Origin of the sequence: Streptomyces sp. NPDC053750, from assembly GCF_044544295.1 — a bacterium.
In the GTDB taxonomy this organism is placed as follows: domain Bacteria; phylum Actinomycetota; class Actinomycetes; order Streptomycetales; family Streptomycetaceae; genus Streptomyces.
Genome location: NZ_JBITXB010000029.1, coordinates 45,810 through 58,762, shown reverse-complemented (window position 1 = coordinate 58,762; position 12,953 = coordinate 45,810). Strand labels below are relative to the sequence as shown.

General features: G+C 71.4%; 13 protein-coding genes. 3 read left to right on the top strand and 10 right to left on the bottom strand.

What is annotated here, in order from left to right:
- Positions 1 to 121 precede the first annotated feature (121 nt).
- From ACIGO6_RS38845 to ACIGO6_RS38835, 3 genes are all read right to left on the bottom strand, one after another.
- Positions 122 to 250, bottom strand: coding sequence for a hypothetical protein (locus ACIGO6_RS38845; RefSeq protein ID WP_399885038.1), 129 nt, complete (start codon positions 248 to 250; stop codon positions 122 to 124).
- Positions 251 to 256: 6 nt separating this feature from the next.
- The gene (locus ACIGO6_RS38840; RefSeq protein ID WP_399885036.1) at positions 257 to 685 is read right to left on the bottom strand and encodes a hypothetical protein; all 429 of its coding nucleotides are present in this window, start codon (positions 683 to 685) and stop codon (positions 257 to 259) included.
- A gap of 643 nt (positions 686 to 1,328) precedes the next feature.
- Positions 1,329 to 2,330 carry an Lrp/AsnC family transcriptional regulator gene (locus ACIGO6_RS38835; RefSeq protein ID WP_399885034.1) on the bottom strand — a complete coding sequence of 334 codons (1,002 nt, stop codon included), beginning with the start codon at positions 2,328 to 2,330 and terminating at the stop codon, positions 1,329 to 1,331.
- A gap of 124 nt (positions 2,331 to 2,454) precedes the next feature.
- Between ACIGO6_RS38835 and ACIGO6_RS38830 the strand changes: the two genes are divergently transcribed.
- Together ACIGO6_RS38830 and ACIGO6_RS38825 are read left to right on the top strand one after the other, a co-directional pair.
- Positions 2,455 to 3,870 carry an MFS transporter gene (locus ACIGO6_RS38830; protein WP_399885032.1) on the top strand — a complete coding sequence of 472 codons (1,416 nt, stop codon included), beginning with the start codon at positions 2,455 to 2,457 and terminating at the stop codon, positions 3,868 to 3,870.
- Positions 3,867 to 5,078, top strand: a complete 1,212-nt coding sequence (locus ACIGO6_RS38825; RefSeq protein ID WP_399885030.1) for an amidohydrolase — start codon at positions 3,867 to 3,869, stop codon at positions 5,076 to 5,078. Before ACIGO6_RS38830 ends, ACIGO6_RS38825 begins: the two co-directional genes overlap by 4 nt.
- Here the strand turns inward: ACIGO6_RS38825 and ACIGO6_RS38820 are convergent, their stop codons facing one another.
- The 7 genes from ACIGO6_RS38820 to ACIGO6_RS38790 all read right to left on the bottom strand — a co-directional run bounded on the left by ACIGO6_RS38820 (position 5,079) and on the right by ACIGO6_RS38790 (position 12,030).
- Complete coding sequence (locus tag ACIGO6_RS38820) at positions 5,079 to 5,324, bottom strand: hypothetical protein (RefSeq protein ID WP_399885028.1); 246 nt, start codon at positions 5,322 to 5,324, stop codon at positions 5,079 to 5,081. It abuts the gene before it with no gap.
- Positions 5,325 to 5,412: 88 nt separating this feature from the next.
- Positions 5,413 to 5,694 carry a hypothetical protein gene (locus ACIGO6_RS38815; protein ID WP_399885026.1) on the bottom strand — a complete coding sequence of 94 codons (282 nt, stop codon included), beginning with the start codon at positions 5,692 to 5,694 and terminating at the stop codon, positions 5,413 to 5,415.
- Positions 5,695 to 5,752: 58 nt separating this feature from the next.
- Complete coding sequence (locus ACIGO6_RS38810; protein WP_399885024.1) at positions 5,753 to 6,937, bottom strand: alpha-hydroxy-acid oxidizing protein; 1,185 nt, start codon at positions 6,935 to 6,937, stop codon at positions 5,753 to 5,755.
- 21 nt (positions 6,938 to 6,958) lie between these two features.
- Positions 6,959 to 8,611 carry an amidohydrolase gene (locus ACIGO6_RS38805; RefSeq protein ID WP_399885022.1) on the bottom strand — a complete coding sequence of 551 codons (1,653 nt, stop codon included), beginning with the start codon at positions 8,609 to 8,611 and terminating at the stop codon, positions 6,959 to 6,961.
- A 15-nt stretch (positions 8,612 to 8,626) separates the two neighbouring features.
- Complete coding sequence (locus ACIGO6_RS38800) at positions 8,627 to 9,883, bottom strand: amidohydrolase (protein ID WP_399885020.1); 1,257 nt, start codon at positions 9,881 to 9,883, stop codon at positions 8,627 to 8,629.
- Positions 9,880 to 11,124 carry an MFS transporter gene (locus ACIGO6_RS38795; protein ID WP_399885018.1) on the bottom strand — a complete coding sequence of 415 codons (1,245 nt, stop codon included), beginning with the start codon at positions 11,122 to 11,124 and terminating at the stop codon, positions 9,880 to 9,882. The genes ACIGO6_RS38800 and ACIGO6_RS38795 overlap by 4 nt, the downstream gene beginning before the upstream one ends.
- A gap of 102 nt (positions 11,125 to 11,226) precedes the next feature.
- Positions 11,227 to 12,030, bottom strand: coding sequence for a class II aldolase/adducin family protein (locus tag ACIGO6_RS38790; protein WP_399885016.1), 804 nt, complete (start codon positions 12,028 to 12,030; stop codon positions 11,227 to 11,229).
- Positions 12,031 to 12,168: 138 nt separating this feature from the next.
- Here ACIGO6_RS38790 and ACIGO6_RS38785 point away from each other — a divergent pair, with 138 nt between their 5' ends.
- Complete coding sequence (locus ACIGO6_RS38785; RefSeq protein ID WP_399885014.1) at positions 12,169 to 12,789, top strand: TetR/AcrR family transcriptional regulator; 621 nt, start codon at positions 12,169 to 12,171, stop codon at positions 12,787 to 12,789.
- The last annotated feature ends 164 nt before the right edge of the window (positions 12,790 to 12,953 follow it).

Here is a 12,953-nt window from a genome sequence, read left to right as displayed (position 1 = left end):
CCTGTACGGGCACAAGCTGAGCTGGCTCGACGCCCGTCCGTAGCCCTCACGGACGGGTGGGCACGGACCGACAGGTGGTCGTGTGGGGCGTCATGGCCCGGCTCCGCCGGGCCATGACGCTTCAGACCTCGATGTACGCGACGACGACCAGGGTGCGGTCCAGGGCGTGGAGTTCCGCCTCGCTGGTGATGGCTTCCGGTTGCTTGGCGGCGACGTCGACCACGACCAGGCCGGGTTCGGACCCATGCACATCGTTCTAGTGAGTGGCAGTCGCGTCCACGGCGTGTGGCACGACCACGATCTGAACGTCGTCCTCGTAGATGACCCGCCCCGGGTCTGCGGAACGCAGAGCCCGGCAGTCGACGCCGTGCGCGGACAGAATCTCCAGATAGCCCGGAACGCGAGCGAGGAGATGAGTGGCTGACGGCTTGAACCATGCCGCCGCGCCAGGGTTGACCTCATCGTCGTAGACGTTGGGATCAACGGTCGAGGGGTCGGTGTACGCGGCGTCGTACCAACTGTTGTTGCGGCGCCGGAAGGACTCCTGTTCGTCCGAGAGCCTCCCCTCCCTCGCCAGATTGTTGACGAGCCCGAAGACGCCGGTGAAGTGGCCTCGGCTGTTCCGGTGCGGTGATTGAAACCGCACGTACTGAACGACCTCGCTGTCGCTGTCGATCATCCCCATCAGCACATCTTCCCACCGCTCCCCTCATGCTCCGCTGACCCTCTTCCGCACCAGAGGGACGCTGCCGCAATTCGCGCAGGGCGTGGTACAGCGATGTCGATGAGGGCACCGTCTCCCAGCGGATGCGCAGGCGGCGGAACCAGTGCGGCAGCGAGCCGTTCCCGGTGCCACGCCGGGCGAGGTGCGGGGTGATCTTGAACCGGCGCATTTTGTCCCGGTAGACCTCGTGGTCATAGCCACGGTCGGCGTACGGATACTTGGAGCGGCGCAGTGGCTGGCCGCGCTTGCCGCGGATCGGCGGGACAGCCTGGATCAGCGGGATCAGCTGGATGACGTCGTTGCGGTCCGCTAATCCAGTAATCCAGACGCTTACGACCAGGACGCCGCGAAATTACGTGGGGGACGACGGCATCAGCGGCTCAACACGCACACAACTCGTCGTCGATCTCCCACGGGTGCGGTGCGGTTGGCGCATTGGGGGCGAGCGCCAGTTCAGTATGGCGTCACGTGCGCCAGTGCCCTCGTACGGCGTCGGTCCCGCTTCGTGACGGCGCTGCGAGGGCTGCTGGCACAGGCGCGCCGCCGGGGATACGCGTGACGCGGCAGGAAGGCTCGTCCCTCCGGGAGGGCGACTCCGGCCATCTCACCAGGGCCGGATCGGCCGGACGCCCGTGCGTCGCCCGGCACCGTCCAATAGGTGTCCCATCCGTTTCACGGTACGGGCGCCGAGGGCGCGCTCGGTGATGTGGAGGGCGGGCAGGTGGGCGCAGGCCGCCGTTTCGCGTTGCTGGACCGCGCCGATGTCACGGAGCCAGTAGGTGGCGAGCACGTTGGCGCCTCCGGTGACGGCTGCAAGCAGCCGGCACTCGGGCAGTGTCGCGAGGGTGCGGTGCAGACGGTTGACCTCGTTGGCCGGGGCGTGGCCGCGGAAGGTGACGGACACGGGCAGCCCTGAGACCGCCGGAGCCACGTCGCAGCGGAACGCCGCGACGCCACCGGTGGTGAGGCGGTGCAGTCGTCTGCGCGCGGTGGCGGCGCTCGTCCCGGTGAGGTCGGCCAGTTCGGTGAGTCGCGTCCGCCCGTCCCGCACCAGCGCGTCGAGCAGGGCGCGGTCGAGTGTGCTCAGGTCGCCGAGGGGTGCCCCCGCCCCGTCAGCGGCGCGGGGCCGGCCGAGCACGGAGAGCTGGGAGGCGTCGAGCGAGCCGAGACGCCATCGGGAGCCCTCGGCATACAGGGAAGTGGCGAATACGCACTCCATGTCGAGGACGTCGGGAAGAGCGGCCAATCCCTCGTCCACGAAGCGGTGCACGGTCCCTAGGTCGGATGCCAGCACGTCCAGCATGAGGTCGGCGCGTCCCGGGGCAAGCAGTTCGACCGTCACCGCCTCCGGCAGTTCCGCGATGCGCGCAGCCAGTCGCTCCCGCGCCGCCGGTGCGCAGCGAAGGAAGACGAAGGCGGTGCAGCCGCTGTGGGCGAAGGCCGGTCCCGGAACCGCCGACACCCAGGCCAGCCCCTCCTCGGTGAGCCGCTCCCAGCGGCGGGCCAGGGTCACCGCGGTCGCGCCGAGCAGGGGGGCCAGATCGGTCCAGGAGGCGCGGGGTCGGACCTGGAGGGCGTGCACGAGGGCGAGGTCCAGCTCGCTCACCGTGACCGGATCCAACACCGTAGCCCCACTCGCTGCCGATTCTCTTCGTTTTTCCGCCCAGTTCGTTCAGCGGTCGCACTCTAGCCACCAGTCGCATTCCAGCCAAGGGAAAGAGGGTGAGGCCATGACGAACGCCATCAGCCGGGGCCGGGGACTGATCGCGGTGATGATCTTCATCGTGGTCTGCAGTGGTGTCGTCCAGGGGTATCTCACTCCACTGCTGCCGGTCGTCGGTGCTCACGTCGGTATCGGCGGTGTGGGGCAGAACAATCTGTATCTGCTGTCGCAGATCGCCTTCACCGTGCTGACGCCTCTGCTGTCGCGCTGGGGTGACATGTGGGGGCACCGGCGGCTGCTGCTCGTCGCCGTGACGATGGTCGCCGCCGGTTCGCTGCTCATCGCGGCACGGCCCACTGCCGCCACGCTGGCGGTCGGCATGGTGCTGCAGAGCGCCGTGGTCGGCTTCTTCCCGCTGCTCGCCGGCATCCTGCGCTCACGCTCCCCCGAACACGGCCGGATCGGCATGTCGGTGCTGGTCGGCGCCCTGCTCCTGTCCATCGGCACCGGTGGCTTCGTGGCCGGCACGCTCAGCGACGAACACGCCCTCGCCGGGCTGTGGACCGCGGTCCCCTTCGGCGCCCTGGCGGTGGCCGCCGCGATCGCCCTGCCGACCAGTACGGCTCCGCGCGCGGGCCGCTTCAACCTGCCCGCCGCACTGCTGCTGACGTGCGGACTCGGCGTGCTGATGCTGGTCCTGACCGAGGGCGAGTCCTGGGGTTGGACGTCGGCCTCGTCCCTGCTGACGGCGGTGGCGGCGGCAGTGCTGCTGGCCGCCTGGGTACTGGTCGAGCAGCGCTCGTCGCATCCGCTGGTCAACCTGAGGATGCTGCGTGACCCCCGGCTCGCGGCGGTCAGTGCGCACACCTTCTGCATCGCGTTCGGCGCGATCGGGTTCCTCGGCGCCAACGCGGTCTACCTCGGTACCGAGCCGGACGGTGACGGGTTCGGGCTCGGACTCGGCGCGCAGGCCATCTCCCTGGTGTCCCTGGCCATGGTCGCCGTCGGCTTCCTCGGCTCCACGCTGACGCCGCGGCTGGCCCGGATGATCGGCGACCGGGCTGTGCTCGCGGCCGGCGGGTGCGCGGGTGCGGTCGGCTTCCTGAGCCTGGTGCTCTTCCACTCCTCCGTGCCCCAGTACCTGGCGGGCGCCCTCATCGTCGGCCTGGCCACCGGAATGTTCGAAGCGGCCACCCGGACCCTGTCGGTCGAGGTGGTCGACGAGGCCGAGACCGCGTTGTCCGTCGGAGTCAACGAGATGGCGCTCTCCCTCGGCGCCGCGATCGGCGCGGCCGTGATCGGCGCCCTGTGGTCCTCCCACACCACCGCCCATGGAGCCGTCACCGGCACGGGCTACCAGTGGGCGTGGGCCGCGTGCGCGGCGGTCGCGCTCGGCGGAGCCGCGGTCGCCCTCCTCTTCCGCTCCCCGTCCGCCGCCCCCGGGCCCGAAGCCGCCCCCACCCCTGCCGGGAGGACCGCATGACCAGCCCCGCCACGCGTACCAGGGACTGCGCCCGCACCGCCGCCACCGATGCCGTACGCGCCCACGCACGCGACGTCGTCGCGCTGAGCCACAGCCTGCATGCCGAACCGGAAACGGCCTTGCGCGAACACAAGTCGGCCGAGAAGATCGCCCTCCTCGCCGAGGACGCCGGCTTCGACGTCACACGCGGGGTCGCCGGCCTACCGACCGCCTTCGTCGCCACCCACGGCAGCGGGGAACTTGTAGTGGCCCTGTGCGCCGAATACGACGCGCTGCCCGGCATCGGTCACGCCTGCGGGCACAACGTCAACGGCGCCGCCTCGGCCGGCGCCGCCCTCGGCCTTGCCGCCGTCGCCGACCGACTCGGTATCACCGTCAAACTCGTCGGCACCCCCGCCGAGGAGGACATCGGAGGCAAGACGCTGCTGCTGGACGCCGGCGTCTTCGACGACGTGGCCACCGCCTTCATGGTGCACGCCGCGCCCGAGGACTCCGTCGGCGCGTCCTCCCTGGCCGTCGGAGCCTGGGACGTCACCTACACGGGCAAGCCGGCGCATGCCGCACTCGCGCCCTGGCAAGGAGTCAACGCCCTGGATGCGATCACTCTGGCCCACACCGCAGTCGGGCTGCTGCGCCAGCAACTACCCCCCGGCACCCTGGTTCACGACGTCGTCTTCGAGGCCGGCCACGCGGTCAACGTCATCCCCGAGACCGCACGCGCCCGCTACGAACTGCGCGCCCGCACCACCGAGGACCTGGCCCACGCCCGCCGCCGGGTCCGGGCCTGCCTGGAGGCAGCGGCCCTGGCCACTGGCGCTGAGCTGGAACTCCTCGCCCACGGCGCCGACTTCGCAGATCTACGGCAGGACGCGTTCCTGACCGCCGCCTACACCCGCGCCATACGGTCGCTGGGCCGCGATCCCGTGGACCGCCGGGGCGAGGTCATGGCCTCCACCGACATGGGCAATGTCTCCCACGTCCTGCCCGCACTCCATCCGACCATCGGCTACGACACAGAGGGCGCCCTGCACCACACCGCACCCTTCGCCCGTTACGGCACCTCGCCGGGAGCCGACCGCGCTGTGATCGACGCCGCGATCGCCCTCGCCCATGTCGGCGTCGACCTGGCGACGGACACCGCGCAGCGCAGACGCTGCCTCGACCTGCTCGCCGACCGGCGAACGGGGGCGACCGCCTCCCTTGCGTGATCAGCCAGCTGCAGCGGTGACGTTGCAAAGGGAGGACAACTCAGATGATCGACATCTGCGGTTCCGGCATCCGGAACCGCAGAAGGCCGACGTGGAGACGTCCAGCAGGCGGCCGGTCTGCTCCGGGTCAGCGAGGCCGCGGGCGGCGGCGTCCTGCAGCAGCAGCGGCATGGCGAACCGCTCGGAGCCGTCGGACCAGTCCGACCAGACGTTGGGGGCGCTGATCAGTCCGGTCCGGGTGTTCACGGGGACGAAGGCGTGGGCGAGCAGGCCGGGACGCTCCGTCGCCCGCTGGTGGCGCGTGATGTAGGCGACGCGGCGGCGGACAACCTCCTCAAGGAGGCGCCACCTGCACCTGCGGGTCCGGGCTGCTCACAGAGACCGACTCCCCCGGCGCGAGGTGCACCTCCGCCCGCACCCCGGGCAGCGGTGTGTGCACCGCCTCGACGGCGTCGCCCGCCACCCGCAGTCGTACGACCCGGGCAAGCATCGCCGGCGCATGAACCCGTACCGCACCGTCCTGCACGAAGGCCTGCACGACGACTTGCCCCGGTACCTCAACCGGGGCCTGCTCCTTCATCTGTGGCCGGTGCTGCGCATCGCGTGCGTCTTTCATGCATACGCCACCCGACTTGTCGTAGGCGAAGGCCAGTTCGTAGGCGGTGGAGCGGACGTCACCACACGCGCCGCAGGGCCACTGGCGTGAGGTCGGCGAGGGCGCGGTAGCCGTCCACGGCCATGATCAGGTCGGCCTCGGCGAGCAGTGCGCGCAGGACGTGAACCACACCGTCCGTGCCACCGAGGGCCAGGCCGTAGGCGTAGGGGCGTCCGACGCCGACGGCCGTGGCGCCGAGCGCGAGGGCCTTGACGATGTCCGCACCGGAGCGCACTCCGGAGTCGAAGAGGACGGGGAGTCCGTCGGCGGCCTCGACGACGGCGGGCAGTGCGTCGAGGGCGGGCAGGCCGCCGTTCGCCTGGCGGCCGCCGTGGTTGGAGCAGTAGACGCCGTCCACGCCCAGGTCCTTGGCGCGGCGGACGTCGTCGGGGTGGCAGATCCCCTTCAGGATGAGCGGCAGTGTGGTGAGCGAGCGCAGCCAGGGCAGGTCGTCCCAGGTGAGCGGGTTTCCGAAGATCCGGGCCCAGGTGAGGGCCGTGTCCCCGGGATCGCCCTGACGGCCGTTCGGCAGCAGGGCGCGGAAGGCGGGGTCGCTGGTGTAGTTGGCCAGGCAGTGGCCTCGCAGTTGCGGGAAGTTCGAGGTGGCCAGGTCGCGGGGGCGCCAGCCCGCGATCCAGGTGTCGAGCGTGACGACGATGCCCGCGAAGCCGGCCTTCTCGGCCCGGTGGACGAGGCTCTCCGCCAGGGTCCTGTCCGTGGGTGTGTAGAGCTGGAAGAAGCCGGGCGTGCCGCCGAACTCGGCCGCCACCTCCTCCAAGGGATCGGCCGAGAGGGTCGAGGCGATCATGGGCACGCCGGTGCGGGCGGCGGCGCGGGCGGTCGCCAGGTCGCCGTGACCGTCTCGGGCGCAGATGCCCAGGACTCCGACCGGGGCCATGAACAGCGGCGAGGGCAGCGTCAGGCCGAAGAGGTCGACGGACAGGTCACGCCGGTCCGCGCCGACCAGCATGCGCGGTATGAGCCCCCAGTGCGCGAAGGCCGTCCGGTTGGCGTTCTGCGTGTGCTCGTCGCCCGCTCCCCCGGTGACGTACGACCACACGGTCGGTGACATGGCGTGCCGGGCCCGTTCCTCCAACTCGTCGAAGGCCATGGGGTGTTCCGGAACGACGCCTGACAGTCCGTCGAGGTAGATCTCGTTCTGATAGGCGGCGTAGGGCTCTTGGGGCGTGGGGCGGTACTGCAAAGGATCTCCCTTCCGGAGCGGTCAGGGCCAGGTCGGTCGACCGCCGAGATACGTCGCTGTCACGGCGACGTCCTCCTGAAAGCGGTCGGGGTGCACGGCGCGTGGGTCCGTGGTGAGGACGGCGAGGTCGGCGCGCATGCCGGGGCGGAGCATTCCGACGTCGTTCTCCAGGTGCAGCTGCCAGGCGGGTGCGGCGGTGACCGCGCGCAGGGCCTCCTCGATGGTGAGGCGTTCGTCGGGCCCGTGGACGCGGCCGCTCGGGTGGCAGCGGCGGGTGATCGCGGTGGCGACACCGGAGAGGGGGTCGGTGGGCGAGCAGATGCCGTCGTTGTGGAGCGATATGCGGTGGCCGGCGTCCAGGGCGGACCGTGCGGCCATCCAGCGGGCGGCGACGTCCGGGCCGAACAGGTCGTCCGCCAGGACGTCTCCCCACCAGCGCACGTGGTCCATGAACAGGCTGACGGTCGCGCCGAGCCGGGCGGCACGACGGTACTGGTCCGCCGTGACGGCGCCGCAGTGTTCAAGGCGCGGTCGGAGCGAGCGCAACCGCTCGGGATCGCCGTCGGCCGCCTTCTCGTAGGCGTGGAGGACGGCCTCGCAGGTGACGTCCCCGTGGACATGGGTGGCCACGGGGAATCCCTGGGCGGTGAAGGCGCCGGCCAAAAGGGCGAGTTCGTCGGTGCTGTAGTTCATGCCGCCGTGGGCGCAGTGATCGAGGCCGGCGCGCGTGGTTGCGTCGCCCGCCCGGAAGGGGAAGCTGGTGGCGATGCTGCCCTGCCAGGGAGTGCCGTCTGCCCACAGTTTCATGCCGGAGATGCCGAACATCGCGCGGGCGGGGGCATGGCCGGCGAACCGTCGGCCGGGCTCGGCGGCCAGTTCGGGGGTGCCCATGACGTAGGCACGCACCCGCACCTCGGCGTCCGGTTGCTCGGCGGCGGCGCGCAGGTCGGGCAGCAGCCGGGGTTCGGCGGCCATTTCGGTCACCGTGGTGATGCCGACCCGGGCATGCTGGGCGAAGGACCACCGCAGGGCCGTCCGGACGTGGTGCTCGGCGAGACGGTCGTCAGCGACGGTGTTCATCAGCGCGATGACGGCCGCGCTTTCGTGCGCCTCGCCGGTGGGCTCGCCCTTCTCGTCGCGGACGAAGCGGGCGCCGGGCGGGTCGGGCGTGGCCGCCGTGACCCCGGCGGCTCGCAGGGCGGCGGTGTTGCCGTACGCCGCGTGACCGCTGTTGGAGACGACCACGAGCGGGGCGTACGGGCTGATGCCGTCGAGCAGGTCGCGGGTCGGTGGGGCGAGATCGCGCTGGAGCAGCAGGTCGATCCCGTACGCGCCCACCGGACGCCCCGGTGCCGATGCCACGGCCGCGCGGATCTTGTCGTGGACCTCCTGACCGGTCGGCACGGTGAAGGGACGGACGTCGAGGGCGGGCGGGGCGACGGCCAGGCCCATGATGGTGGGGTGGCCGTGTGCCTCGATGAACCCCGGGAGCAGCGCCTGTCCCTTGAGGTCGACGACGTCGGTGCCGGGGCCGCGCAGGGCGAGGACCTCGCGGGTGGCGCCCACGGCGGTGATGACGCCGTCGCGTACGGCCAGGGCCTCGGCGTCGGGGGCGACGGGGTCCATGGTGAGGACGGGGCCGCCGGTGAAGATGCGTTCGGGTGTGTCAGACATGGATCCGCCCCGGTGTCAGGAGGTCAGCCACGGTGAGGCGGCCAGCAGGAGGTAACGGACGCCCAGTTCGACGGTCGGGTCGGGCACCGGCGCGAACAACGGCGAGTGGTTGTGGGGAATCTCCGGTGGGATCCCGTCCGCCAGGAGGTCGACGCCGGCGAACGGTTTCGGGTCGAGTCCGCCGAACGTCCAGTACACCGACGGCGCGCCGATCACCGTGCCGAAGGCGCCGAAGTCCTCGCTGCCGGTGAGGGGTTGGTCCAGGTCGATCACGCGGTCCGGTCCGAGGGCGGCCTCGAACGCGGCCTGGACGGACGCGGTGGCCTCGGCGTCGTTCACCGTCACCGGGAAGCCGTTGATGACGGTGATCTCCGGTTCCTTCGGCGCCGCCGAGGCGGCTGCTTCGGCGCGGATGATCCGCTCGACCGCGCCGAGCACCTGTTCCCGCACCGCGGACGTCGTGCTGCGGATGTTGATGGTGAGGTCGGCCGTGTCGGGAATGACGTTCTCCCGGGTTCCGGCGTGCAGCGATCCGACCGTGACGACGGCCGACCGTTCCGCGGCCACCTCGCGGGCGACCACCGTCTGCAGGCGCAGCACGGTCACGGCGGCCATCACCACCGGATCGACGGTCGCCGCCGGGGTCGATCCGTGCCCGCCGCGTCCGTGCAGGCGTACGGCGAGACTGTCCGAGGCGGACATGAACGTCCCCGGGCGGGTGGCGACCAGGCCCGCGGGAGCGGGGGCCACGTGCTGGGCCAGGCAGACGTCGGGGCGGGGGAAGCGCTCGGCGAACCGGTCCGCGACCATCGCCGGGGCCCCGCCGACCTCCTCCGCCGGCTGGAACACCGCGACGACCGTGCCGCGCCAGGCGCGCCGGTTCGCGGCCAGCCGGGCGGTCGCGCCAAGGAGACACGTGACGTGCACGTCGTGTCCGCAAGCGTGCATCACGGGCACCTCACGCCCGGCGGCGTCTGTCACGGTCCGAGTGGAGGCGTACGGCAGTCCGGTCGCCTCCCGCACCGGCAGCGCGTCCATGTCGGCCCGCAGCAGCACGACGGGTCCCGGCTTCCCGGAGCCTAGGACACCGACGACTCCCGTGCCGCCGACACCCTCGGTCACCGTCCAGCCCTGCTCCCGCAGCCGGGCGGCGACGATCCCGGCGGTACGGAACTCCTGGTGGGACAGCTCGGGGTGGGCGTGCAGGTCACGGTAGAGGGCGAGCAGGTCGGGCAGTTGACGGTCCAGGCCGTCGAGGAGGGCGGCGGTCACGAGGACTCCTTCGCGGTGGGTACGGGGGTGCCGGCCCGAGGCGTGCACCGGCGGACGGCGGCGGTGAAGGACTCCGTGTCCTGCGGAGTGAGCATGGCCGGCACCGCCGTGATGACCGGGCCGAGCGCGAGGACGGCGAACGCTGCTTCGAAGGAGACCGCGTCCGCGATCACGCCCAGGATCGGCGGCACGACCATGCCGGCGACCTGCCCGCCGAAAACGATGACCGCGCTGCCGACACCGACGAGTCCGGGGGCGAGGCTGCGGAGCGGCACGGCGAAGATCGGCATGTAGCACAGGGAGGCGGCGAAGACGGCGACGGTGCCGCAGGCGATGGCGGCGGTGAGGCTGGGCAGGAGCGCCATGAGGCACAGGGCCGGAGCCGCGACCGACATGGCGGGCAGGATCACCTTGCGGTGATGGCCCTCGAACCGGTCGGACAGCCGCCCGCCCAGCAGGGTGCCGAGCGCGGCGGCGAGGGAGGGTACCGCCACGAGGACGCCGGCGGAGGTGAGGGACAGTCCGCGTTCCGTGTTGAGGTAGGACGGGATCCAGGTGCTCAGCCCCCAGGTGAGGGCGGCGTATCCGAAGAGCATCAGGGAGAAGCGCCACAGCACCCCGATGCGCAGGACCTCCCGCAGCGGGACGCCCCGCGCGGCGGGCGCGGCACCCTCGGCCTGATCGAGAGGGGCAGGCAGCCACAGCCGTACCGCGACGTAGACGAGCACGCCCACCCCGGCGGCCAGGACGAAGGCCCAGCGCCAGCCGACCACCGCCGCGAGCGGCGGAACGGCCAGGGGCGCGGCGACGGAGGCGAGGGCGTTGGAGCTCATGATCAGCCCCTGGGCGCCCATCCGCTCGTCGACCGACGTCCGCTCGACCAGGGCCTTCATCGAGGCGGAAGGGAAGATGCCCTCGGCCGCGCCGAAGGCGAAGCGCACCAGCAGCAGGGCGGAGAAGGACCAGGCGAGGCCGGTGAGCGCGGTGAAGGCCGACCAGGCCAGCAGTGCCCAGCAGGTGACGCGCTTGGCCCCGAACCGGTCGGCCAGCATGCCGCCGGGTATCTGGCAGGCGGCGTAGGCGACGAAGAACACGGAGACGAGCAGACCCTGCTGCCCGCGATCGAGGTCGAACTCGTCACCGATCGTCGGGAGTACAACGGCGATGGCGATCCTGTCCACGTAGTCGATGAACCATGCCGCGAACAGCAGGATGACAGTGGTCCTGACCGGCGCGCTCATCGCCGGCTTCGCCTGGGCGGAAGGGGAACGGAGGAAGGGCACGGTGATCCTCTCTGAGACGGCCGCCGCGGTGCGGCGGCTCTGCGGTCCCTGCTCCGCCGGTCAGTCGAAGAGATCCGGCTGCTCCTCGGTGATCTGCTCCCACAGGGGCCGGAGCTGGAACCAGCCCGACAACGGGCTGCCGATCTGCTCACGCACCTGGAGCGCGGTCTCCCGGTCGACGAGGAACGGGGTGCCGGCCGCCATCGCCAGCAGCTGCGCCTGACAGGAGCGCTCCATGGTGATGAACCACCAGGCGGCCTCGGCGACGCTGTGGCCCACCGTCAGCAGACCGTGGTTGGCGAGGATGACGGCCTTGTGCGGGCCGAGCGCCTCGCCGATCCGCCGGCCCTCCTCCGTGTCGTTGACCACGCCGCGGAAGTCCTCGTAGAGCCCGTGGTCCTCGAAGAACGCGCAGGCGTCCTGCGTGAGCGGGTCGAGGCGTCGGCGCAGCGCCGAGAACGCCTTTCCGTGCACGGAGTGCGCATGCGCCGCGGCGACCGCGTCGGGGCGGGCCTTGTGGACCTCGGAGTGGATGCAGAACGCGGCGCGGTTGACGGGGTGGCGGCCTTCGACGACGTTGCCGGCATGGTCGACGAGCACCAGGTCGGAGACCCGGATCCGGCTGAAGCTCATCCCGAAGGGGTTGACCCAGAACCACTCGGGGTTCTCCGGGTCCCGCGCGGTGATGTGTCCCGCCACCCCCTCGGAGAACCCGAGCTTCCCGAACAGCCGGAAGGCAGCGGCCAGTTCCTGCTTGCGGTGCAGCCGCTCCTGCTCCACCGAGTCGAACTCGGGCGGAAGCATCACCTGGAACCCGGGCGGCACGGGTCCTACGCCGATGTGCGGTGCGGTGGACGTTTCCATCGTTGGCCTCCTCGTTGAGCGCCATGGGTACGGATCCGTATGCGATACAGCACCGTATGGGATACGGACCCGTATCCCATACGGTGCTGTATCGTGAGGCGGGTCACGCCAAGGTGTCAATGGCCGGGAAGGAACGACGTGCCGAAGGGACCCACCAAGCGCCGCCCCCAGACGACCGCGCGGCTGCTACAGGCGGCTCAGGAGACGTTCGCCGAGCGCGGTTTCCACGGCTCCTCGATCGAGGTGATCTGTGAGCGGGCGGGCCTGACGCGCGGAGCCTTCTACTCCAACTTCCGCGCCAAGGAAGACCTGTTCTTCGCCCTGTTCGACCTGCACGCCCAGCGCGTGACCGACCGTCTGACCCGAGCGGTCGACGAACTCGACACCGCCGACGACCCCGTGCGGGCGGTCATCACGCGCATGGGCACCGTCGACGAGACCGAACGCCGCTGGTACCTGCTGTCCACCGAGTTCACCCTGCACGCCATCCGGCACCCGGACACGGCCCGCACCCTGGCCGACCACGACCGCCGCCTGCGCGAGGAGATCGTCCGCGCGCTCGCCCACCTCTTCGACCGCATCGGCCGCAGACCCACGGTCGACCTGGACCTGCTGGCCCGCCTCACCGCGGCCGTCCACGAAGGCTCCCTGGCTCAGAGCCTCGTCGAACCCGACCGCCTGGCCCCCGAGCAGCTGGCCGTCACCTTCCTGCCGAATTTGCTGGAGACGGTCTCTGAGCCGGTGGCCACGGAGAGGTGACGGGGGATTCAGCGGCTACCGCTCGACCGCCCCGGCGGACCGAGGTCGCTGCGAAGCCCACGCCATGGGGCCGCCCCCGCCGGCCGAACGGCCCCCACCCGCCCCGCGGCAGTCGCCCGCTCGCAGGATCGCGGGCAGGTACCTCCGCTGCAGCTCCCCTGGCC

What these genes read in the sequence shown, in the direction of transcription:
- ACIGO6_RS38795 (WP_399885018.1), bottom strand. Translation starts at nt 11,124, where the DNA reads ATGAGCGCGCCGGTCAGGACCACTGTCATCCTGCTGTTCGCGGCATGG.
- ACIGO6_RS38805 (WP_399885022.1), bottom strand. Translation starts at nt 8,611, where the DNA reads ATGTCTGACACACCCGAACGCATCTTCACCGGCGGCCCCGTCCTCACC.
- ACIGO6_RS38840 (WP_399885036.1), bottom strand. Translation starts at nt 685, where the DNA reads ATGGGGATGATCGACAGCGACAGCGAGGTCGTTCAGTACGTGCGGTTT.
- ACIGO6_RS38830 (WP_399885032.1), top strand. Translation starts at nt 2,455, where the DNA reads ATGACGAACGCCATCAGCCGGGGCCGGGGACTGATCGCGGTGATGATC.
- ACIGO6_RS38815 (WP_399885026.1), bottom strand. Translation starts at nt 5,694, where the DNA reads ATGAAAGACGCACGCGATGCGCAGCACCGGCCACAGATGAAGGAGCAG.
- ACIGO6_RS38790 (WP_399885016.1), bottom strand. Translation starts at nt 12,030, where the DNA reads ATGGAAACGTCCACCGCACCGCACATCGGCGTAGGACCCGTGCCGCCC.
- ACIGO6_RS38825 (WP_399885030.1), top strand. Translation starts at nt 3,867, where the DNA reads ATGACCAGCCCCGCCACGCGTACCAGGGACTGCGCCCGCACCGCCGCC.